Raw genomic sequence first — 20,809 nt, forward strand, 5'->3', positions numbered from 1 at the left:
TAGACGAATCAAATTCCTTAAACCTTAAATTCCTATTATGAAAAAAACTACGTTTTTGTTTCTGCTGTTTGCAAGCTTAAATCTGAGCCTTTTTGCACAGGTTTTTGAATATCAAACGGTAACCGTAATTGAATCTATTATTCCCAATGGTCTGGGAAGATCCCGAATGATCTCTACCCTTGAAAGTCGGGATTATAAAGAATTTACTTCAGAACGTTCTGAAGAAGATGATTCCAGAAACAAGTCAGACCGAAGCGAGATTCGTCTTAAGAACTTTGAGGAAACCAAACTTTTAAACTTCTTCAATATCGGAGGTATTCGTTTTCAAAATATTGCAGCAAACGATGCAGTTGTTACTTCCAAAATTAACACCATGGCCGAAGAAGGCTGGGAACTGGCCTTTGTTAATAGCGGAGTTGAAAGCTATGGAGGCGAAGGGGATGAGAATGGCATCTATGTAACCCGCTATATTTTTAAACGGGTTAAGCAGGTTCAAGAGTAAAAAAAAATAGGCTGCCGGGAAACGGCAGCCTATTTTTTTGTTTTAAGCTCAAGATCTTAAGCTTCCTCCATTCTGGAGATTTTTTTCTGGTGGTTAATCGATTCCTGGTGAATCGCTTTAAACACACGCAAAATAAACTCTTCGCTCAAATTGTGTTGCTCTCCTTCAAGAATCATCGCCCCAAGAATTTCATTCCAGCGTTTAGACTGAAGAATAGCTACGTTGTTTTGGGTTTTTAACTCTCCGATCGCGTCTGCGATTTTCATACGCTTTCCCAGATTTTCAATCAACTGATGGTCGATAACATCAATTTGGGTACGCAGGGTATTCAATTTATTATTAAACTCTGCAGCAGTACCTTCCTCTTTACGGATTTTCAGATCTTTCATAATCTGAACCAAAGTAGAAGGGGTGATTTGCTGCTTGGCATCACTCCAAGCGTTGTCCGGATCATAGTGGGTTTCTACCATGATCCCGTCATAATTTAAATCAAGACCGGTTTGGCACAAATCAAAAATAATGTCACGACGTCCTGCAATATGTGAAGGATCTAAGATCAAAGGCAGATCAGGGAATTTATTCTGAAGATCTACAGCCAACTGCCACTCCGGATTGTTGCGGTATTTAGTTTTCTCATAGGTAGAGAAACCTCTGTGAATCACACCCAGGTTTTTAACATCCTGCGCGTAAAAACGCTCGACTGCACCTAACCATAAGGCCAAGTCAGGATTTACCGGGTTTTTGATAAGTACCACTTTATCAGTTCCTTTTAAAGCTTCAGCAATTTCCTGAATGTTGAATGGAGAAACCGTGGTACGCGCACCAATCCACAAAATATCAACATCGTGTTTAAGGGCAAGTTCTACGTGATTGGGGTTTGCAACCTCGGTAGTGGTAAGCATTCCGGTCTCTTCTTTGGCTTTCTGCATCCACTTCAGACCTAAAGCACCTACTCCTTCAAACATTCCCGGGCGGGTACGTGGTTTCCAGATACCTGCTCTAAAAACAGTTGCATCGGTATCTTTGAGTTCGTGAGCAATTTTAAGTACCTGCTCTTCGGTTTCTGCGCTACATGGACCAGCTATTACAAGCGGGTGGTCCAGATTGAAAGCGTCTAACCAGTTTCTAAGTTCTTTCTTATTTTCCATATTCAACAAATTTACAGCTTTAAGCCAATTACGACAATCCTTTAAGTATTGATTTTATGTGGTTTGTATTGTGCATCTCGTTATAAACCTCCTCGTAATCCCCTGCTTCGAGCACGTTTTTGAAATGCGTTAAATTAGTTATGTATTCAGATAAGCTTTCGAGTACGTTAGCTTTATTTTCTTTAAAAATAGGAGTCCAGGTGGCAGGATTACTTTTTGCCAGACGCACGGTTGAAGCAAAACCACTGCCGGCCATATCAAAAATATCCTTCTCATTTTTCTCCTTTTCGATGACCGTCTTACCCAGCATAAAACTGCTGATGTGCGACAAATGCGAGACGTATGCGATGTGCTTATCGTGCGAATGCGGATTCATATAGCGGATTTTCATTTCTAAAGCTTCAAAAATCTGCAAGGCTTTATCCAGCAAATCGTGACGTGTTTTTTCTACTTCGCAAAGTATCATCGTCTTGTTTTTAAACAGATGCTCAATCGCTGCCGAAGGCCCCGAAAACTCCGTTCCTGCGATAGGATGTGCTGCCAAAAACTGATCGCGTCGTGGATGCTCCTTTACGGCATCGCACACACTGCCTTTTGTGGAACCCACATCTATAACCAGCGCATCTTCTTTTAACGCATCGAGAATGGGCGGCAAAAACAGATTTGCCTGATCAACAGGTATTGCCAATATAACCAGATCTGCCTGATTAATGGCCTCAAATCGTGACGAATGATCGATAACGCCCAGGCCAATAGCTTCATCCAGGTGATCTTCATTGCTATCTACACCATACAGCACAGATTCGGGCAAAATGCGTTTAAGATCGCGGGACAGGGAACCTCCTATAAGGCCTATTCCAAGTATGTGTATGTTTTTAAATTCGTTCACCTTATTTAAATCTGCTAATGGCTTCCTTAATTTTTTCTTCAGTTACGCAAAGCGAAAAGCGTATGTAACCGGCACCTTGTGATCCAAAAATAGTCCCCGGGGTAATGAAAACACTTTTATTGATCAAAATATCATCGATAAAGGCTTCGGCATCCCCTGCTCCTTCAGGCAATTTGGCCCAAATAAACATACCCGCTGTATCCTTATCATAGCTGCAACCCAGGATTTCTGCAAACTGCCACATCAACTCCCGCCGGCTTGTATAAACCTCGTTCAACGATTGAAACCACTCTTTTCCTTCCTTTAAAACAGCAGCAGCTCCTTTTTGAATGCCATAAAACATACCGCTATCCATATTGCTTTTAACCGTAAGCACCGTGTTTATGTATTCCGGGGCGCCCAGCAACATACCCACGCGCCAGCCAGACATATTGAAGGTTTTGCTCAGGGAGTTAAGCTCAATAGCGACTTCTTTAGCACCTTTGACTGCCAGAATACTTTGTGGATTTTCGTTTAAAATGAAACTGTAGGGATTATCATTCACCAAAAGAATCTGGTTTGCTTTCGCGAAAGCGATCAGTTTTTCAAAATCTGCCTTCGAGGCCTTGGCTCCGGTGGGCATATGCGGGTAGTTGACCCACATTAATTTCACTTTACTTAAATCTCTTAGAGAAAGCGACTCAAAATCGGGCATCCAGTTGTGCGCTGCGTCCAGATCATAATAAACCGGCTCTGCCTCTACCAAATGGGTTACAGAGGTGTAGGTTGGATAACCGGGATTGGGAATCAACACCTCATCCCCGGGGTTTAAAAAGGCCATGCTGATGTGCATAATACCCTCTTTTGAACCCATTAGTGGGAGAATTTCGGTCTCTGCATCCAGATCAACATGATATTGTTGTTTATAAAAATCTGACATCGCCGCAGTAAGCTCGGGCAGACCTTTATAGCTTTGGTATTGATGAGCCGGACCGTCAACCAGAGCCTTCGTTAACGCGTCTATCACGTGCGGAGGCGGTGGCAAATCTGGGCTTCCAATACCCATATTGATAATGGGTTTGCCCTGTGCTGCCAGTGCCCGCACTTCTTTCAGCTTTCGCGAAAAGTAGTATTCTGCAGTTTGATTTAACCGGTTTGCCGATTCTATAATCATGATTTTCGGTTTTTATATTCCCCAAGCACTTTAAACTCCTGTGCCATAATCTCTAATAGTTTTTTAGCCTTTTCAAAATCTTCATAACGCTCAAAGGTAACATCAACAAAAAAGGCGTATTTCCAGGGTGTTTCAATTACCGGTAAAGACTGAATCTTCGTTAGGTTTAACCGGCAATCGCTCATCACATTGAGCACTGCCGCAAGGCTTCCCCGCTTGTGGTCTGTGAGGAATTTTACCGATGCCTTATCGGGTACATCAGCCTCGGTGCGTCCGTTTGTATTTAGAATAAAAAAACGCGTCGAGTTTGCCTTTATGGTTTGTATATCTTCTGCCAGCAACTCGAGACCGTAAATCTGTGCAGCTGTTTTACTGGCAATCGCTCCTACCCCCCGGGTTTTAGCATCTGCAATACGCATAGCTGCCGCAGCCGTATCATCCTGTTCCACCAGCCTGATGTGTTCATGATTCTGAAAGAAATCATGGCACTGCAACAAAGCCATCGGATGAGACCAGACTTCTTTAAGGTCTGAAAGCTTTTGCCCCGGCAAAGCCATTAAATTCTGACTGATTTCCAGATAACGCTCTCCCTCGATATTCAGGTTGTTTTTGTCAATTAAAGCATAATTGGGAATGATGCTTCCGGCGATCGAATTTTCAATAGCCATCACCGCATCTGTTGCAGTCTCTTTAAGCAAACTGCCCACCACATCCTGAAAACTGCCGCAAGCCACTACTTCGACCGCTTCACCAAAAAAGTCCTGTGCCACTTTGTGGTGAAAAGACCCCCGTATTCCCTGTATGGCTACTTTATGTTTCAATGCGTTGCTGCTGTTTTTTTTTATTTTTAATCTTTTTTTTTTCGGCAAAAAAAAATCCCGATTTATTAAATCGGGACCTAAGTGCTTTATGTACTATAAGTTACTTTATAGCGGTCCCGTCTCTCTCCAGAAGAAAAAGAAGTAATAGCGATTAAAGAAGTAACCTAGATTGATCATTATCTTGATTTTTACGCTGCTAAAGTACTTAAATATTTAAGAACGCCTAGAAGAATGGGCAACTTTTACACATATCCAAATAAAACTTTACTTTTATTAAATGAACTTTAATGAGGCATCCGTATTTGTGAGATTTGTTAGAAATTTCATTATTCAACAACGTTTTCGTACAGATTGTATTTATTCTGCCTGCTAATTTTATGTTTTAATATAGAAGAGGCTGCAGTCTAATTGAGTAATTTTAGCTTTAAGCATAATTACAGCTATGTCTATACGGGTTAAAGATATTTCAAAGAAATTTGGTGAGCAGAAGGCTCTTGACACAGTAAATTTCGAAATTCAAAAGGGAGAAATCACCGGTTTTCTGGGACCCAACGGAGCCGGAAAAAGCACGTTGATGAAAATACTCACCACTCTGCTTAAACCTACTTCGGGGGAAGCTTCGGTGATCGATTTTTCTACAGAAAACGCTCCACGTAGCGTACAGCAACATGTGGGCTATCTGGCCGAAAACAACCCGCTCTATCCCGAAATGTATGTGCGGGAGTACCTAAAACTCATGGCCAATTTGAGTAAAGCACCTGCAAAACGTGTTGATGAGGTCATAGAAATGACCAGACTCAGCCCTGAAGTTTCAAAAAAAATAAAGCAACTCAGCAAAGGCTACAAACAGCGCGTGGGTCTTGCAGCCGCCCTCTTACACGATCCCGAGGTGCTTATTCTTGATGAACCCACAACAGGACTAGACCCCAATCAGCTTCGTGAAATAAGACAGCTCATACGCAGTTTGGGAAAAGACAAAACCGTGTTGCTTTCTACCCATATAATGCAGGAAGTAGAAGCGATGTGCGACCGGGTAATCATCATCAACAAAGGTAAAATTGTCGCAGATCGCAGACTTAAAGAGCTTACCGAAGCTACAGACCAACTTATTGAAGTAGAATTTGATTACCGGGTTGAAGAGGTAGCGCTTCAAAAATTACCTCATGTAAAGCAGACCAAAAACACCAGGGGTTTTGTTTATGAAATCACTTTTGAAACCACAAAAGACATGCGGCCTGCGCTTTTTGACTTTGCCCACGATAACGGTCTCAAAACCCTGCAACTCAACCGAAAAAATCAAACCCTAGAGCAATTATTTCACGAGCTTACCAGCAATTAACAAGCCTATGATTCTCTATAGTTTTGCAGTCTTTTTGATCGTCATTGCCCTATTGCCTTTAACTCGGGGTACTCATTGGATCGTAAGAGGCTGGGATTTTATTCGTGTTCAAACCTCTTTTCTGCAAATTCTCACCATCCTGCTTATAATAATTTTAGAATTTCCCGAGGAATCCTGGGAATACACAACATTAATAAGCCTTATTGCTGCATTTATATTTCAGGTATTTGTGGTTTTCCCGTACTCCAAATATTATCCTTTAAGCCAGGCAAAGCCGAAAAATGCCGAATCTTTAAAACAAATAAGTTTAATAAGCAGCAATGTCTTACAAACAAACCGGGACTATGATAAACTTATCAGGGAAATTCAGGATAAAGATCCCGATCTCTTTCTGGTTATGGAAACCGACAGCCAGTGGGAAGAGGCCCTGCAGCTTTTTGAAGCAGACTATCCACACGTAGTAAGGGTACCTCTCGATAATTTATACGGTATGCACCTGTACAGCAAGCTCGAACTTTCTGAAACGCAGGTAAATTACCTGGTCGAAAAAGACGTACCCTCTATTTTCACCAAAGTACATTATGGTGGCTTTAAGCCGCTACATCTCATTTGTGTACATCCCGCCCCTCCGAGCCCCACGGAAAACGAAACCAGCGAGGAACGCGATGCCGAATTATTAATAGTAGGTAAAGCAGTGCGCGAACTTGACGATGACGCTCAGGTTATTGTTTGCGGAGACCTTAATGATGTGGTCTGGTCGCGCGTGAGTAAATTGTTTGCCCGAATCACCGGGTTGATTGATCCTCGTATAGGCCGGGGTCTCTTCCCCACTTTTCATGCCGATTACTGGTATCTGAGGTTTCCTATTGACCACCTGTTTCATTCCAAAAATATTACCGTTGATAATATGAACCGTTTAGGGCATATTGGCTCAGATCACTTCCCGATGTACTTTACCTTTTGGCTTGAAGAGTTCAAAAAAACTGAAAAACCCGAAATAGATCAGGAAACTGAAGAAGAAGTTGAGGAACGCATTGAGGAGGGTATTGAACGTGCCGAATGATTTTAAAAAAAGCTAAAATATTTACGAAGACCTTGTAAATAGTGGCTTTACATAAATTCTCACTTATACTATAAAAAGAAAGCCTCCTTGCGGAGGCTTATTTGCCAGAATTAAGTGTCCATTGCTGAACTAGTCCCTAAACCCAATCTGACATTTTCTTAGGGGCCACCCTGGCTAACACTTCAAAACCAAAATTTAAAGATCTGGTGGCCTCTTAATCTTTCGTGCTACAAATATACTAAACTATTTTCAGTTATATTTTCAAAAATAATATATTTTTTACAAAAATTACTTGTATTAATCTACGAAGCCTTTTAATGGCTGTGATTATTGAAATCCGCAGGTTTCTTTAAAAAGATAAATGAGTTCATAATCATCTGCTATCACCAATTCCTCATCAGTAGCAATGAGCCTTACATTAAGAGGATAAGCGATTCCCAAAGATTGAATAGCGGCGTATTGAGCAGCAAAATATTTCTGTGCTTCGATCGCTGAACCAAAATCTACAGGATTGGTATTGACCAGAAGCGTCAGCGGATAGATCACTTCAAAGCAGCTTCCGGCTTCTGTAATCACATCGGTATAGGTAATTGCCTCATAACCGCAATCCTGCACAACCTGCATAAAGCCAGCTTCATCAGTTATCAAAACCTCCTGACCCGAATCACGTTTCACAATGCGGAATGGATAAGCAATTGAAGTAATATGCCGCTCCAGGGTTTCCGACAAAATAACTTCAAGCAACCGATCGTAATTTTCGACCACGATAGTTTCACCCGTGTTATAACCTAAAGAAACAGGATAAACAATCTGAAAACACAACGCATTGAGTCGGTTTTTTGTGCGGGCAGCTTTTTCTTCGGCACTTTCTGAAATCCTCTCCAGAGTTATACGCAGGGCTGTGCTCGTTTCAAAAGTAGCTTCAGGAAAAGTTTCTGATTGAGATACGGGTTCGACCGCACAGGCGGTTACTAAAAATGTTACCAGTATTAATAACGGATTCAAACGCATTTTGAGTTGTATTGAAGATGAACTCAAATATACACTATTAAGTCTTTAATCGACTAATAAAACACATTAGCCGATTTACCTCTACAACTCTGAAGGTTTTTCTGATTTTGTACTTAGACCAAATTTCTCGATTACCTTCCCAACGGTAAGGCCCTGTACAATTATGGAGAATACCACTATGATATAGGTTATTATAAGAAATAAATCCCGGTGCATTTCCTGAGTCAGACTTAAAGCCAGGGCGATTGAAATCCCCCCGCGCAAGCCGCCCCAGGTCATAATTTCATTTGTTCGGGGCACAAAGTCGAGCTTTTTGGCAAAGTAAGATATAGGCAGTAGCAAAGCGATATAACGACAGGCCAGCACCACCGGAATGGCTATAAGTCCTGCAACAACCGCATCAAATTCAAAAGTTAAAATGAGTAACTCCATCCCAATGAGCACAAACAGAATGGTGTTGAGCAAAATATCGAGAAGTTCCCAAAACTTGTCTACATAAGTCTCGGTAAGATGCGACATCGTATTTTTTCGGGAGGTATCGTTACCTACCAGCAGGCCTGCCGTTACCATAGCCAGCGGGGCCGATGTATGCAACTTTTGAGCAATAACAGTACCCCCCATAACTGCTGCAAGTGTTATGATTACCTCAATATCATAATCGTCTATACTTTTGAGCAGTTTATACGTGATATAGCCCAAAATCAAGCCCAACAAAATCCCTCCAAAAACTTCAATCCCAAATAACTTGATCACATCTAAAGCCGTAACGGGCTCTGCTGAGCCTGCTATCCGAAACAAGGTCAAAAAAATTACAACTCCTACCCCATCATTGAAAAGCGATTCCCCTACAATTTTGGTCTCGAGTTGCTTGGGCGCTCCGGCCTTTTTTAAAATGCCCAAAACAGCGATTGGGTCTGTAGGCGAAATAAGTGCCCCAAAAAGAAGGCAATAGATAAAATCTACCGGAATCCCCAAAAGTACCAGTATGAGATATAATGCCCCTCCCACTAAAAACGTGGAAGTCAGCACGCCTATGGTAGCAAAAGCCAAAACAGGCCCCCTTTGCACCTTGAGCTGCTCAAAATTGGTGTGCAAAGCACCTGCAAAGAGCAAAAAACTCAACATCCCGTCGAGCAGGACTTTTTCAAAATTTATACTTGTAATGAGCTCTCTTTCGGCCTCAAGCAAGGCATCGTTAAAATGACTTAAACCTACTGCTCCCAGAGTAAAAAGAAGCGTTATGACCATTAAACCTATGGTATTTGGCAATTTTAAAAAACGTACGTTGACGTAGCCAAATAGTGCCGAAAGCACAATTAAAATAGTACAGATGAGGTAAAAGTCCATAAAACTGCCGGTTTTTTATAAGGTATTCGTATTCACTTCTATCCAGTATCCATCGGGATCTTTCAGGTATATCTGACGCACTCCATCCGGCCGGGTGTTAGTAGTACCGGCTTCTCCGGGCCAATTTTCAAAAGGGATTTTCTTCTGTTTAAGAAACTCCATAAAAGCGTCTAAATCATTAACGTTAAGAGCCAGATGCACGCCTTTATGCGGAGTGAATTCTTCACTGCTTTCGATCAAATGAATTTGGACCTTATTATCCAGCTCAAACCATCTGAACTTCGGTCCAAGACCTGCGTTATCAATCTCCTTCAATCCCAAAATTTCGCTGTAAAAAGCAGCTGCACTATCGAGGTCTTTAACTAAAAGTGCGTCATGATCTTTGGTAAAGGTAAATTGCTGCGCATGTGCTGTCTGCATAACTAAAAGTATTACTGCCGTATTGAATATAATTTTTAAGGCGTTCATATTAATAAATTTCGTGAATCATATTGGCGATTAAGGCAGTCCATCCGGTTTGATGCGAAGCTCCCAATCCCCTGCCGGTGTCTCCGTGAAAATACTCATAGAAAAGTATCAGATCTTTAAAGTGTGGATCTTTATACATTTTTTGATAATTCTCATTTACCGGTCTGTTTCCGTCCTCATCCTGTTGAAAAAGAGTTAACAGACGCTTCATCAGGTCGTTGCGAATATCATTAAGACCCATAATCTTTCCGCTTCCTTTAGGATATTCCACCTCGAGACTCTTGCCGTAATAATCTCTAAACTCTTTGATGGCCGTGATAAACAGATAATTAAAAGGTAACCATACCGGGCCGCGCCAGTTTGAATTACCCCCAAACATAGATGATTCAGACTCTGCAGGCTCATACTTGATCTCGTAATTTGTCCCGTCTATGTCTATTCTGTAAACCTTTTCGTGCACTTTAGAAAGTGACCTCAGCCCGTGCTTGCTTAAAAACTCCTTTTCATCAAAAACAGCATTGAGCATAATCTTCACCCGCTCTTTGGGAACCAAAGCCAACAGCAAATCTGAATCTTCAGAATATTCCTGAATCACAGGATACTTCAAATTCTCTTTACGGTATTTTCTAAACCAGTTTATACTGTATTTAAAGTTAGGCAGTCTGTCTAAAGTCGTTTTACTTATGTGCAGCACGGCTACCAAAGACATCAAGCCCACGATAGACCGTACTTTTATAGGCTGAAAGTTTCCGTTTTCAAAAACCAGCTTGTCGTAAAAGAATCCCTCTTTTTCATCCCAGGTACCTTCATACTCCTCATTGAGCTGGTTGAGCGCTTCTGCAATAAAAATAAAATGCCCAAAGAACTTGGTCGCCATTTCTTCATAGGAAGGATCAACCAATGCGATCTTGATCGCGATCTCGAGCATATTGAGGCAATAAAGCGCCATCCAGGAAGTTCCGTCAACCTGCTCCAGAGTTGCATTACCCGGGATTCCGCTGCTTCGGTCAAAAACCCCGATATTATCAAGACCTAAAAAGCCTCCCTGAAATACGTTGTTTTGCCTCTTGTCCTCCTGATTAACCCACCAGGTGAAATTGAGCGACAGCTTGTTGAAAATGCGTTTGAGGAAATCAATATCCTCATAGCCGGTGCTGTCCCGTTCTATCTTATAAATCTGAAGTGCTGCAAAAGCCTGAGTAGGCGGATTAACATCACTAAAATTCCACTCGTAAGCCGGGATCTGCCCATTAGGAGCCATATACCATTCCTTGGTGAATAGCAGTAATTGTTTTTTGGCAAACTCGTGGTCTATGTAGGCCATCGTGATGCAGTGAAAGGCACTGTCCCAGGCGGCATACCAGGGATATTCCCACTTGTCGGGCATCAGATGAATGTCGTGATTTCTCAGGGTTTTCCAGTTGTGATTGCGACCGCTGGTGCGACTTTGCGGCGGTGTTGATACTTTAGGATCACCTTTAAGCCACTGCTCTACCTCGTAATTGTAATATTGTTTGGTCCAAAGTAAACCTGCAAAGGCCTGCCGCTGAATTGCCTTAGCTTCGGGATCTTTAATAGCGTTGATACCTTCATAAAAATCCAGGCACTCCTGGAATCGTGTATCAAAGGTGTCATCAAAGTCTTCATTAAAGGCTGCCTCAAGCTCTTCTTTTGAGAGTCTTAATTTAAAAACCACCGTTTCTCCCGCAGGCACATCACGCTGATAGTGCGGGGCAAACTTCGTTCCTTCGGTTTTCTTTTTGGCCAGCTTATAGTCTGCCTTGATTACCGTATCATGGAAAAAATCTTTTTTGTAAGGATGATCATTGGGCTGCCCGTAAAGTCGCTGATCGTTGGTTTCATTTTCGGTAAACAGAAAATGCTCGGGTTGCTCAAAGTAGAAATTGTATTCTCCGGTATAGGGATGATTAATGTGTACCGAAGGCGTTTTGCTCTTTTTATTTTGTGTTATCTGGGGTTTAAAGGGCATATCCCGAATGCTCCAGAAATTACGAATCCACAATGTGGGTAGCACGTGCAGCTTAGCACTTTTTGAGTTTCGGTTGGTAACCGAAATACGGATGCAAATATCATCGGGACCTGCTTTTGCATATTCGGTTACAACATCAAAATATTCATTTTTATCAAAAAGACCGGTATCCAGTAGTTCATATTCCTGTTGCTTTCGATCTCTGCTTCGGTTTTTTGAAACCATTTCATCATAAGGAAAAGCATTCTGCGGGTATTTGTACAAATGCTTCATGTACGAATGCGTAGGGGTATTTTCCAGATAATAATACAGCTCCTTTACATCTTCACCATGATTCCCTTCGGGCCCGGTAAGTCCAAACAAGCGCTCTTTTAAGATATTGTCTTTACCATTCCATAGAGCGAGGCCAAAGCACACGTTACAGTACCGGTCTGTAAAACCGGCAAGACCGTCTTCTCCCCAGCGATACATTCTGCTTCGGGCGTGATCGTGAGGAAAATACCCCCAGGCATCTCCGTTTACACTATAGTCTTCGCGTACGGTTCCCCATTGGCGCTCACTCAGGTAAGGACCCCAGTGTAACCAGTCTTCTTCCTGTGCATAATGCGCGTCAAGGCGTTTTTGTTCTTGAGTATTTTTTTTAACCATTTGTAGTAAATCCGGGATAACAGGTCATACCTCCGTCAACAAAGAGGGTCGTACCATTAATATATTCTGATTCGTCTGATGCCAGCCACGCAGCCGCACTGCCTATATCTTCGGGAACACCGATGCGTTTGTAGGGAATGAGTTCATTTAATTTATTAAGTGCTTCCTGAGTTTCCCAGGCATCGCGATTGATATCGGTTTTAATGGCTCCCGGCGCTATGCTGTTACAACGCACTTTAAGTGGTGCATATTCCTGACAGATACTTTCCATCAACATAACCAGCGCGCCTTTGGAAGCGGCATAATTGGTATGCCCTGCCCAAGGAATGATCTGATGCACAGAGCTCATATGAATAATTTTCCCTAAAGATTTTGAAACACCCTCACGCATGCCTCTGCGCATAAATTCGCGCAACGCCTCACGGGCACACAGGAACTGGCCGGTTAGATTGACATCAATAACCAACTGCCAGTCTTTTAGACTCATCTCATGAAGCGGGGCGTCCCGTTGCAAACCCGAATTGGCTACCAAGATATCTACGGTCCCAAATTTTTCAATAGTTTGCTTAAACATGGCCTGCACCTGATCTTCCTTACTCACGTCGCATTTAATAACAAGAGCCTCACCACAGGTATTGTCCTTATTGATTTGGGCTGCGACTTCCCGCGCCTCCTTTTCTGAAGAATTGTAGTTTACCACTACATTGGCACCATCTCTTCCCAGTGCAAGGGCAACGGCTGCCCCTATACCGGTGCTGGAGCCGGTTACTATTGCGGTCTGACCTTTTAAACGTTCGTTGGGTTTTTGCATATATTTTTAGTTTACTAAACTTACAAATCTTCTAAATTAAACTATTACTCATAGGTTAAGCCCGGTATTAACGTATTTTATAATGACACAAACACGAAATTTGATAACCTTTCAGCAGATTAACATCTGGTTATCAAATCCTGAAAAAAATACTGCTTAACTGCTAAAAATGCAAGCTCTGAGCCGGCATTTGTTAAAGAAGTTTATGAATTGAAGTGGTAAACTCAGACGGAAGCTTTCCAAACTGCTCTTTAAATATCTTGCGAAAATACTTGGGATTATTAAAGCCCACTGCCGAAGCTGCTTCAGAAACGCTATAGCCTTCCTCACGCATAAGCTGGCTCGCCTTATTTACTTTAATGCTGCGCACATAGCTATTGATGTTCTCTCCGGTAAGGACGGTAATTTTCTTATAGAGCGAAGTTCTGCTCATCCCCAGTTCGCGGGTGAGCTTGAGAATAATAGAACCTTCAGAATCTTTAAACTTTAATACTGCCTTTTCAAAATCTGCCAAGAAAACCTTCTCCTTGTCAAGCACGCGGGTCTCTGTAGAACTAAGCTCCTGAGTATCTCCCAGACCTTTAAAATAAGTTTGCAGCAGCATTCTGCTATCGAGCAGATTTCGCACACGCGCCTTGATCAATTCCGGCTCAAAGGGTTTTGTAAGATAGTCGTCTGCACCTTCTTTATAACCGGTTACCTTAACGGCAGTATCTGCCTTGGCAGACAACATGATGATAGGAATGTGGGACGTCTCTTTAGCAGATTTGAGTTCGTGACACAAATCTATCCCATCTTTTACCGGCATCATGACATCGGTAATAATAAGATCTGGCGAAAATTTACCGGCCATGCCAATTCCTATTTCGCCATTTTCAGCGTGTATTAAATCATATTTTTCACTCAAAATAGCATCTAAGAGTTCCAGAATATCCGGATTATCTTCAACCAGCAAAATGAGTTCGCGCTCTTTATCCCCATTTAAAATAGCCTTCTTATCATAGGTCTTAGTCTCATAACTACGCATATATACGGCAGAAGACTTTCCTGCTTTAGTCCCGGAAGCGAACGGCTCTGTGGCGTATTTAATTTTATCGGAAGGTATTTGTGATAAATCAAAAGGTATTTCTATGACAAAAGTACTTCCCTCACCCGGCCGACTGTTCACCCGAAGACTACCGTTATGAAGTTCTGCAAAACGTCTGGATAAAGACAGCCCAATGCCCGAACCATTGCGTTTTACCGAGCTGTTTGAATGGTAGAACCAGTTAAAAATATGATCAAATTCTTCCGGCAATATGCCTACTCCCGAATCTTCTACCGATAGGCTGTAGGCCTTTTCGTCTGCGGTGAGTTTAATCCTGATTCGGCCCTTTTCTAAGGTGTATTTTAGCGCATTACTCATCAGATTATTAAAGATAATCTGCAGCTTGTCTATATCGTTTGTGACGCTTAGATGAGAAAGATCAGACTCAAAACGCAGATCTATTTCCTTAACCTCGGCAGCATTGGCGTGCAGGTTTATCCATTCATCCAAAACCGGAATCAAATCATAGGTTTGTACATAAAGAATACTTAGCCCTTCTTCGGTTTTTCTAAAATCAAGCAACCGGTTTATAGAAGCCAGAAGCTCAGACGCATTTTTCCTGATGAGATCTACCCGCGCATTATGCCGTGTGGTTTTAAGCTCCTGGGCCAGAATTTCAAGCGGAGCCAGAATCAGGGTCAGCGGGGTTTTCAGCTCGTGAGAAAATCCAGAATAAAACCGCATACGCTCTTCGTTAAAGTCATGCTCCAACTGGCGTTGTCGTTTTTCGAAGAGCAGGGAGTTTTTGAGCTTTAAGCGTTCGGAATAGTATTTAAACCCGAGATAAATAAGAACAACCGCTAAAACAAAATACAGCAGATAGGCCGGCATCGTAAGCCAAAAAGGCGGTGTAATGGTCAAAGGTAACTCGCGGGTGGTTGCTGCTCCAGATTGCTCAACGGCTTTAATTATAAGTTTATACTTTCCTGAAGGCAGGTTTGTAAAATTGATGTGACCGTTAGTTCCCAGTTCAACCCAGGTGTTGCTGTACCCTTCAAGCAAATACGAGTATCTCACGTCCTGTGAAAACGGATATTTTAAAAGCGCAAAATCTATTGAAAATAACTTCTCTCGGTAGGTAAGCTTCAGGAGATCAAGTGCATTGAGGCTTTTCGGTAAGAGTGCAGCTTCGGCTTCAGGCTGTATTGCCACCCGTTCATTATTCACACTTAATCCTTTAAAAACTATACCGTATTGTTTGTCTTCGCCGTACAGATTTTCGGGCTTGAAAATATTTAAACCTTTATTCCCCCCAAACCATAAATTTCTGCGTTCATCCAAAAGTGCAGTACCTATGTTAAACTCACTTTTTTGGATTGCCCGGGGATTTAAGAGATTAGAAACCGTATTGGTTTTAAGATTATACGCGCTTAATCCATTATTTGTGCTTAACCACACTTCATCCTCGTCATATCTTACAATACTGTTTACCGTGGTATTAGGCAGGCCATCTTCTTCATTGATTATGTCAAAATCAGCAGTGCGGGTATTGAAACGGATGAGCCCACCAAAACGGCTGCCCGCCAGGAGTTCTTCATCATTAATTAAAATAAGTGAAAAGAAAATATCTGACGGAAGTCCTTTAAGCCGCTGTGAATTAAAATCTGAATACTGCCGGGTAACCGGATTGTATTTTAGAATACCATCCCCATAGGTTGCCATCCAGAAATTGCCGCGACTGTCCTGAGCTATAGCCCGAATATCCCGTTTACCCAACAATTCGACATAGTCAAAAGTATCATTGACTTCATCGTATTTATAAAGACCGCCCCGGTTTGTACCTACCCAAATGGTTTTCTGATCATCTTCAAAAATGGCACGCACATCATTACCGGCAGCCTGACTTTCCTGAAGATAATGCGACCAGATCCCATTTTTCATTTTATTGAGTCCACCCTTGTAGGTACCCGCCCAAAGTCGCCCCTTTGAATCTTCAAGAAGAGCCAGCACATAGTCGTTACTAAGGCCAGACTGATCCCGGCTTGAGGCAAAAGGAGTTATTTTTCCGGTTGCAGCGTGATACAAATCAATACCACCGCCATCTGTTCCAATATAGACATTGCCTTCGCGGCTGTTTGCTAAAGAAGCGATACGGTCGTGACTTAGCAGTCCCCGCACCGATGATTCTTCATTTATAAGCTTAATAGGTTCCCCTTTGGGATTTACAAAATTGAGTCCGTTACTGGTGCCAATCCACATATTACCTCCCCGGTCTAATTTAAGAGCCGAAACGGTACGGTTAAAAACACTGCTTCCGTCTTTGCGCGGTAAAAAACGGGTAAGCTGTATTTCACCTTTTCCTTCAACGAAAGACTTCATGTTTAAGATATTGAGCCCTCCATTGCGGGTACCAATCCACATTCTGCCCTGATTGTCTTCGGCAAAACATAAAATCTCTTCATCGCTGAGCGCGTCTTCAGAACCGGCACCCAGCGAATTAATCACACAATCCCTGCGAAGCACAAAAAGACCGTTTTGTGAACCAATCCACAGATTTTGACCGGCATCGAGATGAAGGGCCTGTACGCCGGGTTGCTCCTCATTTTCAGGAAGCTGTTCAAAATAAATTCGGCTTACTGTTTTAGATTTGAGATCAATACGATTAAGGCCTTTGCGATAGGTTCCCACCCAAAGAATCGAATCTCCCTGAAGCAGCATACTGGACACTTCGTTATAACTCAAGGAAGCTTTGTTTTTGGGTTCATGCCTGTATGCGGCAAGCTCACGATAGTTAGCATCAAATACGCGAACACCTGCATGGGTATAGCCCACATAATAATTACCGTTTGCACCCTTTTTTACCGCACGTACATTATCTGAAGGAAGATCAAAAGCAGCAATCTTCGTAAAAGCATCTGTTTTGCCGGAATACAGATCTAAGCCTTCATCTGTTAAAACCAAAAGGTCACCGTTCTGCTCATAATTAATATGATCTACATAATTATTATAAAGACTTAGGGTGTCTGTACTGCGATGTCTGTAAATTTTAAATGAACTACCATCGTAGCGATTAAGGCCGTCGATGGTTCCTACCCAGATAAACCCCGAAGCATCCTGCTCAATACTGTTAATGTAACTGTTTGAAATACCGCTTGATAGATCAAAATTATAAAAGGTGAGTTGCTCATCAATATTTTCAACCGGCTTACAACGCACTTGACCATTAAGCGTGTAACCACAAAAAATCAGAAGAACTAAGGGAATTAACTTCATAAACTTTAAGAGGGGTTTAACAATTATCAAATTTACAATTTCGGGCTTTAAAACTTGTTACATCACTAAAATTAAGGGTTTATTATTCACAATTGCCATTTTGTACCCCTTAAAATGACAGTGCCCCCCTTTATTTAACATAAAATTGTTAGAAAATTGTAACGTCAACGAAAACGATTACGTGAAGAAATTGACACAATAAAAACAACTAAAACACGAATGTATGACTAATTATTATTTGACTAAAAAGGCCGCTGTTCTCTACAGCATGCTGCTTTTTCTGTTTTCCTGGAGCATAACTGCACAGGAAAAACAAATAACGGGTGTAGTAACAGACATGAACAATACACCCTTACCCGGTGTGAGTGTTCTCGTTAAAGGCACCTCTACCGGTACTGTTACCGGTTTTGACGGCGATTTCAGCATCACGGCATCTGCCGCTGATGTACTGGTTTTCTCGTATGTAGGATTTACAGAGCAGGAAATCACTGTTGGAACTAAAAATACGATCAACGTTAAAATGCAGGAAAACGTTGCAGAACTCAACGAAGTCGTTTTAGTAGGTTATGGCCAAAAGTCTAAAACTACCCTTACAGGATCTGTTTCAACCGTAAAAGGAGAAGAATTGGTTAAAAGTCCGCAGCCTAACCTGTCCAACTCGTTTGCCGGTAGGTTATCTGGGGTTGTAGCCAACAACAGATCTGGTGAACCGGGAGCTGATGGCGCGACCATCCGCATTCGCGGGATCAGCACCACAGGCGACAACAATCCTCTGGTAGTAATAGATGGTATCCCAAACCGATTGGGAGGTCTGGAGCGTCTTAACCCAAACGACGTAGAAAACATCACCGTACTTAAAGATGCTTCTGCTGCAATTTATGGGGCTCAGGCTGCAAACGGGGTTATTTTAATAACTACCAAACGCGGTAAAATGGGTAAACCCAGCTTTAGCGTAACAGCAAACCAGGGATTTTCAACACCGGCGAACTTACCAAAATTAGCCGACTCGCCTACCTACGCTACTATTCTTAATGAAATCAACTTCTACCGAAACCCAAGCGGTGGTATGAATCAGATCTACAGTCAGGAAGAAATTGCCTTATTTGCTAACGGAAGTGACCCTGACAACTACCCAAATACCAGCTGGACCGATGAAGCAATCAGCGACTGGTCGCTACAGGACAACGAAAATGTTTCTATACGAGGGGGTGGTGAAAATTTCAGATATTTTACCTCTTTAGGCCGTACCAATCAGGATGGTATTTACAAAGATGGAATCAACAATTACAAGCAGGTAAACCTGCGAGCCAACCTGGATGTTGATGTGACTTCAAACCTCACCCTGGGCGTAGACCTCAACTACCGCAAGGAAGATCGTATATTCCCAACACGTAGTGCGGGAGATATTTTTAGAGCGATCTACAGAACCTATCCTACAATCCCTGCCCGTTATTCTAACGGTTTGCCTTCTGCAGGTGTTGAACAGGGACAGAACCCCATTATTATTCCTACCGGAATTCCGGGAACTGATGTACAGCCTACAACGGTATTGAACTCAACCCTTACGTTAGACTATAAATTACCCATTGAAGGTCTGTCTATAAAAGGTTTTTATTCTGAAGACCGAAGCTTTGCAGCCCGTAAACGCTTTGCAATTCCCTTTACGGTCTATCAGATCGACAATAGCACAAACCCGCCTTCATTTAATGAAGTAACCGCAGGCCCAGATTCCCGTACACCCGAATTATTACAGGCTCAGGACAACAACCAGCTCCAAACGGCAAACATACGCCTTAACTTTGAGCGCAGTTTTGGACTGCACCACATCAATTCGTTTATCGCTTATGAGCAGCAGGAAAGTGACCGCAGCTATTTTGATGCGTTCCGCAGTGGGTTTATCTCAGCCGAAATTCCTGAGTTTAATCTGGGTGGTGGTGAACCGGAGCAAAGTACTAACAGCGGTTTTAGCCAGCGTTTTACCCGTCGTAACTACTTTAGCCGTATTTCTTATGATTATGACCAAAAATATTTGGCAGAAGTACAGGCCAGATACGATGGTTCTTCCCGATTTGCAGACGGAAACCGCTATGGCTTTTTCCCAAGTATTTCTGCAGGTTGGAGAATTTCAGCAGAAGAGTGGTTTAAATCTGAAGATGTAAAAAACCTAAAAGTTAAAGCCTCTTACGGTTTATTAGGTAATGACCGAATCAATCCGTTTCAATACTTAAATACCTTCGCATTACGTCCTACAGATTTTGTAGATCCAAACGGCACTCCATTACCTATTTTTATCATCAACCAGCTTGCAAACCCCGGAATCACCTGGGAAACTGCCCGAAAACTGGATATTGGTGTAAGTGCAGACCTGTTTGACAGCTTCAGTATTGAGCTTGATTACTTTCACGAAGTGCGTAGCGATTTGTTAACTGCTCGTAGCGGGTCCTTACCTTTAGTTTCAGGTATCGTTAATGAGGTGGGGCTGGATGCAATCATTCCGCAGGAAAATATAGGTGAAGTGAAAAACCGTGGTTTTGAAGCCGTGTTGGGCTATGATAAAACATGGGGTGAGTTTAACTTTTTTGCCGATGCAAATTTCACCTTCAATAAAAATGAAGTTGTCTTCTTAGACGACCCACAGGGTATCCCGGATTATCAGTTATCAAAAGGAAAACCCCTTGGTTCAGAACTACTTTACGAAGCAATTGGTATCTTTAGAACTCAGGAAGATTTAGACAATAACGTAACGCTTCCCGGGCAGCAATTAGGAGACCTCATCTACCGCGATGTGGATGGCGACGGTGAAATTACACAGTTAGACCGTGTACGTCAGGAATTGACTAATGTTCCGCAAATTGTTTACGGTTTAACTCTGGGAGCTAATTATAAAAACTTTGATTTGACCGTCTTATGGCAAGGTCAGGCGCGTTCGGTGCAGTATGTAGCTCCGGAGTCTGGAGAGGTAGGAAACTTCTTCAGCAGCTGGGCAGACAACCGCTGGAGCCCTACCAACCCTAACGGAAGCTATCCACGCGTAGATGTACGTACCTCTTCAAGCATTAATGAGGGATTGTTCAGAAATGATTTCTGGCTGGTGAACACTTCGTTCTTAAGGCTGAAAAACGTGGAGTTGGGCTACAGCCTGCCTCAAAGCAGCTTGTCGTTCTTAGGCATCTCAACGGCTCGAATTTATGCAAGCGGCTACAACCTGGTCACTTTTACCGAGTCTAAAGATGTTGACCCGGAAGGTGCCAGCAACAACGGGCAATTCTATCCGCAATTAAAAACATACAACATAGGTATTAACGTTAACTTTTAAGTG

At 42.4% G+C, this 20,809-nt stretch carries 14 protein-coding genes; 4 read left to right on the forward strand and 10 right to left on the reverse strand.

Translation table 11 applies throughout. The annotated features are described in order from the left end of the window. Window positions 1-37 precede the first annotated feature (37 nt). Window positions 38-502 carry a hypothetical protein gene (locus LLW17_RS15550; RefSeq protein ID WP_228231207.1) on the forward strand — a complete coding sequence of 155 codons (465 nt, stop codon included), beginning with the start codon at window positions 38-40 and terminating at the stop codon, window positions 500-502. A gap of 56 nt (window positions 503-558) precedes the next feature. Here LLW17_RS15550 and LLW17_RS15555 read toward each other — a convergent pair whose 3' ends face one another. Genes LLW17_RS15555 through LLW17_RS15570 form a run of 4 tightly spaced genes read right to left on the reverse strand, consistent with a single transcriptional unit; the run spans window position 559 to window position 4,513 of the window. Beyond that, the gene (locus LLW17_RS15555; protein WP_228231208.1) at window positions 559-1,650 is read right to left on the reverse strand and encodes a bifunctional 3-deoxy-7-phosphoheptulonate synthase/chorismate mutase type II; all 1,092 of its coding nucleotides are present in this window, start codon (window positions 1,648-1,650) and stop codon (window positions 559-561) included. 28 nt (window positions 1,651-1,678) lie between these two features. Beyond that, the gene (locus tag LLW17_RS15560) at window positions 1,679-2,539 is read right to left on the reverse strand and encodes a prephenate dehydrogenase (RefSeq protein ID WP_228231209.1); all 861 of its coding nucleotides are present in this window, start codon (window positions 2,537-2,539) and stop codon (window positions 1,679-1,681) included. Between the two features lies 1 nt (window position 2,540). After that, the gene (locus tag LLW17_RS15565) at window positions 2,541-3,692 is read right to left on the reverse strand and encodes a pyridoxal phosphate-dependent aminotransferase (protein ID WP_228231210.1); all 1,152 of its coding nucleotides are present in this window, start codon (window positions 3,690-3,692) and stop codon (window positions 2,541-2,543) included. Further along, on the reverse strand, window positions 3,689-4,513 hold the full coding sequence (locus LLW17_RS15570) for a prephenate dehydratase (protein WP_228231211.1): 825 nt from the start codon (window positions 4,511-4,513) through the stop codon (window positions 3,689-3,691). The genes LLW17_RS15565 and LLW17_RS15570 overlap by 4 nt, the downstream gene beginning before the upstream one ends. A gap of 442 nt (window positions 4,514-4,955) precedes the next feature. Here LLW17_RS15570 and gldA point away from each other — a divergent pair, with 442 nt between their 5' ends. Together gldA and LLW17_RS15580 are read left to right on the forward strand one after the other, a co-directional pair. Then, the gene (gldA, locus tag LLW17_RS15575) at window positions 4,956-5,852 is read left to right on the forward strand and encodes a gliding motility-associated ABC transporter ATP-binding subunit GldA (protein WP_228231212.1); all 897 of its coding nucleotides are present in this window, start codon (window positions 4,956-4,958) and stop codon (window positions 5,850-5,852) included. A 7-nt stretch (window positions 5,853-5,859) separates the two neighbouring features. After that, window positions 5,860-6,915: an endonuclease/exonuclease/phosphatase family protein gene (locus LLW17_RS15580; RefSeq protein ID WP_228231213.1), complete on the forward strand. Its 1,056-nt coding sequence runs from the start codon at window positions 5,860-5,862 to the stop codon at window positions 6,913-6,915. A 327-nt stretch (window positions 6,916-7,242) separates the two neighbouring features. Here LLW17_RS15580 and LLW17_RS15585 read toward each other — a convergent pair whose 3' ends face one another. The 6 genes from LLW17_RS15585 to LLW17_RS15610 form a co-directional block, all read right to left on the reverse strand. Then, entirely contained in the window at window positions 7,243-7,953 is a 711-nt protein-coding gene (locus LLW17_RS15585; protein WP_228231214.1) for a hypothetical protein, read from the reverse strand. A gap of 54 nt (window positions 7,954-8,007) precedes the next feature. Further along, the gene (locus LLW17_RS15590; protein WP_228231215.1) at window positions 8,008-9,273 is read right to left on the reverse strand and encodes a cation:proton antiporter; all 1,266 of its coding nucleotides are present in this window, start codon (window positions 9,271-9,273) and stop codon (window positions 8,008-8,010) included. A gap of 15 nt (window positions 9,274-9,288) precedes the next feature. Continuing rightward, entirely contained in the window at window positions 9,289-9,693 is a 405-nt protein-coding gene (locus LLW17_RS15595; RefSeq protein ID WP_228231216.1) for a VOC family protein, read from the reverse strand. Window positions 9,694-9,742: 49 nt separating this feature from the next. Beyond that, on the reverse strand, window positions 9,743-12,379 hold the full coding sequence (locus LLW17_RS15600; RefSeq protein WP_228231217.1) for an MGH1-like glycoside hydrolase domain-containing protein: 2,637 nt from the start codon (window positions 12,377-12,379) through the stop codon (window positions 9,743-9,745). Continuing rightward, window positions 12,372-13,190: an SDR family oxidoreductase gene (locus tag LLW17_RS15605; RefSeq protein WP_228231218.1), complete on the reverse strand. Its 819-nt coding sequence runs from the start codon at window positions 13,188-13,190 to the stop codon at window positions 12,372-12,374. The genes LLW17_RS15600 and LLW17_RS15605 overlap by 8 nt, the downstream gene beginning before the upstream one ends. 193 nt (window positions 13,191-13,383) lie before the next feature. Continuing rightward, entirely contained in the window at window positions 13,384-17,490 is a 4,107-nt protein-coding gene (locus LLW17_RS15610) for a hybrid sensor histidine kinase/response regulator transcription factor (RefSeq protein ID WP_228231219.1), read from the reverse strand. Window positions 17,491-17,713: 223 nt separating this feature from the next. Here LLW17_RS15610 and LLW17_RS15615 point away from each other — a divergent pair, with 223 nt between their 5' ends. Then, a complete protein-coding gene (locus LLW17_RS15615; protein WP_228231220.1) occupies window positions 17,714-20,806 on the forward strand; it encodes a SusC/RagA family TonB-linked outer membrane protein in 3,093 nt (1,030 codons plus the stop codon). Window positions 20,807-20,809: the final 3 nt, after the last annotated feature.

It is taken from the genome of Leeuwenhoekiella parthenopeia, from assembly GCF_020782115.1.
GTDB lineage: Bacteria > Bacteroidota > Bacteroidia > Flavobacteriales > Flavobacteriaceae > Leeuwenhoekiella > Leeuwenhoekiella parthenopeia.

Coding starts and splice junctions, on each gene's coding strand:
- LLW17_RS15550 (WP_228231207.1), top strand. CDS start 38: ATGAAAAAAACTACGTTTTTGTTTCTGCTGTTTGCAAGCTTAAATCTG.
- LLW17_RS15555 (WP_228231208.1), bottom strand. CDS start 1,650: ATGGAAAATAAGAAAGAACTTAGAAACTGGTTAGACGCTTTCAATCTG.
- LLW17_RS15565 (WP_228231210.1), bottom strand. CDS start 3,692: ATGATTATAGAATCGGCAAACCGGTTAAATCAAACTGCAGAATACTAC.
- gldA (WP_228231212.1), top strand. CDS start 4,956: ATGTCTATACGGGTTAAAGATATTTCAAAGAAATTTGGTGAGCAGAAG.
- LLW17_RS15580 (WP_228231213.1), top strand. CDS start 5,860: ATGATTCTCTATAGTTTTGCAGTCTTTTTGATCGTCATTGCCCTATTG.
- LLW17_RS15590 (WP_228231215.1), bottom strand. CDS start 9,273: ATGGACTTTTACCTCATCTGTACTATTTTAATTGTGCTTTCGGCACTA.
- LLW17_RS15595 (WP_228231216.1), bottom strand. CDS start 9,693: ATGCAGACAGCACATGCGCAGCAATTTACCTTTACCAAAGATCATGAC.
- LLW17_RS15600 (WP_228231217.1), bottom strand. CDS start 12,379: ATGGTTAAAAAAAATACTCAAGAACAAAAACGCCTTGACGCGCATTAT.
- LLW17_RS15605 (WP_228231218.1), bottom strand. CDS start 13,190: ATGCAAAAACCCAACGAACGTTTAAAAGGTCAGACCGCAATAGTAACC.
- LLW17_RS15610 (WP_228231219.1), bottom strand. CDS start 17,490: ATGAAGTTAATTCCCTTAGTTCTTCTGATTTTTTGTGGTTACACGCTT.
- LLW17_RS15615 (WP_228231220.1), top strand. CDS start 17,714: ATGACTAATTATTATTTGACTAAAAAGGCCGCTGTTCTCTACAGCATG.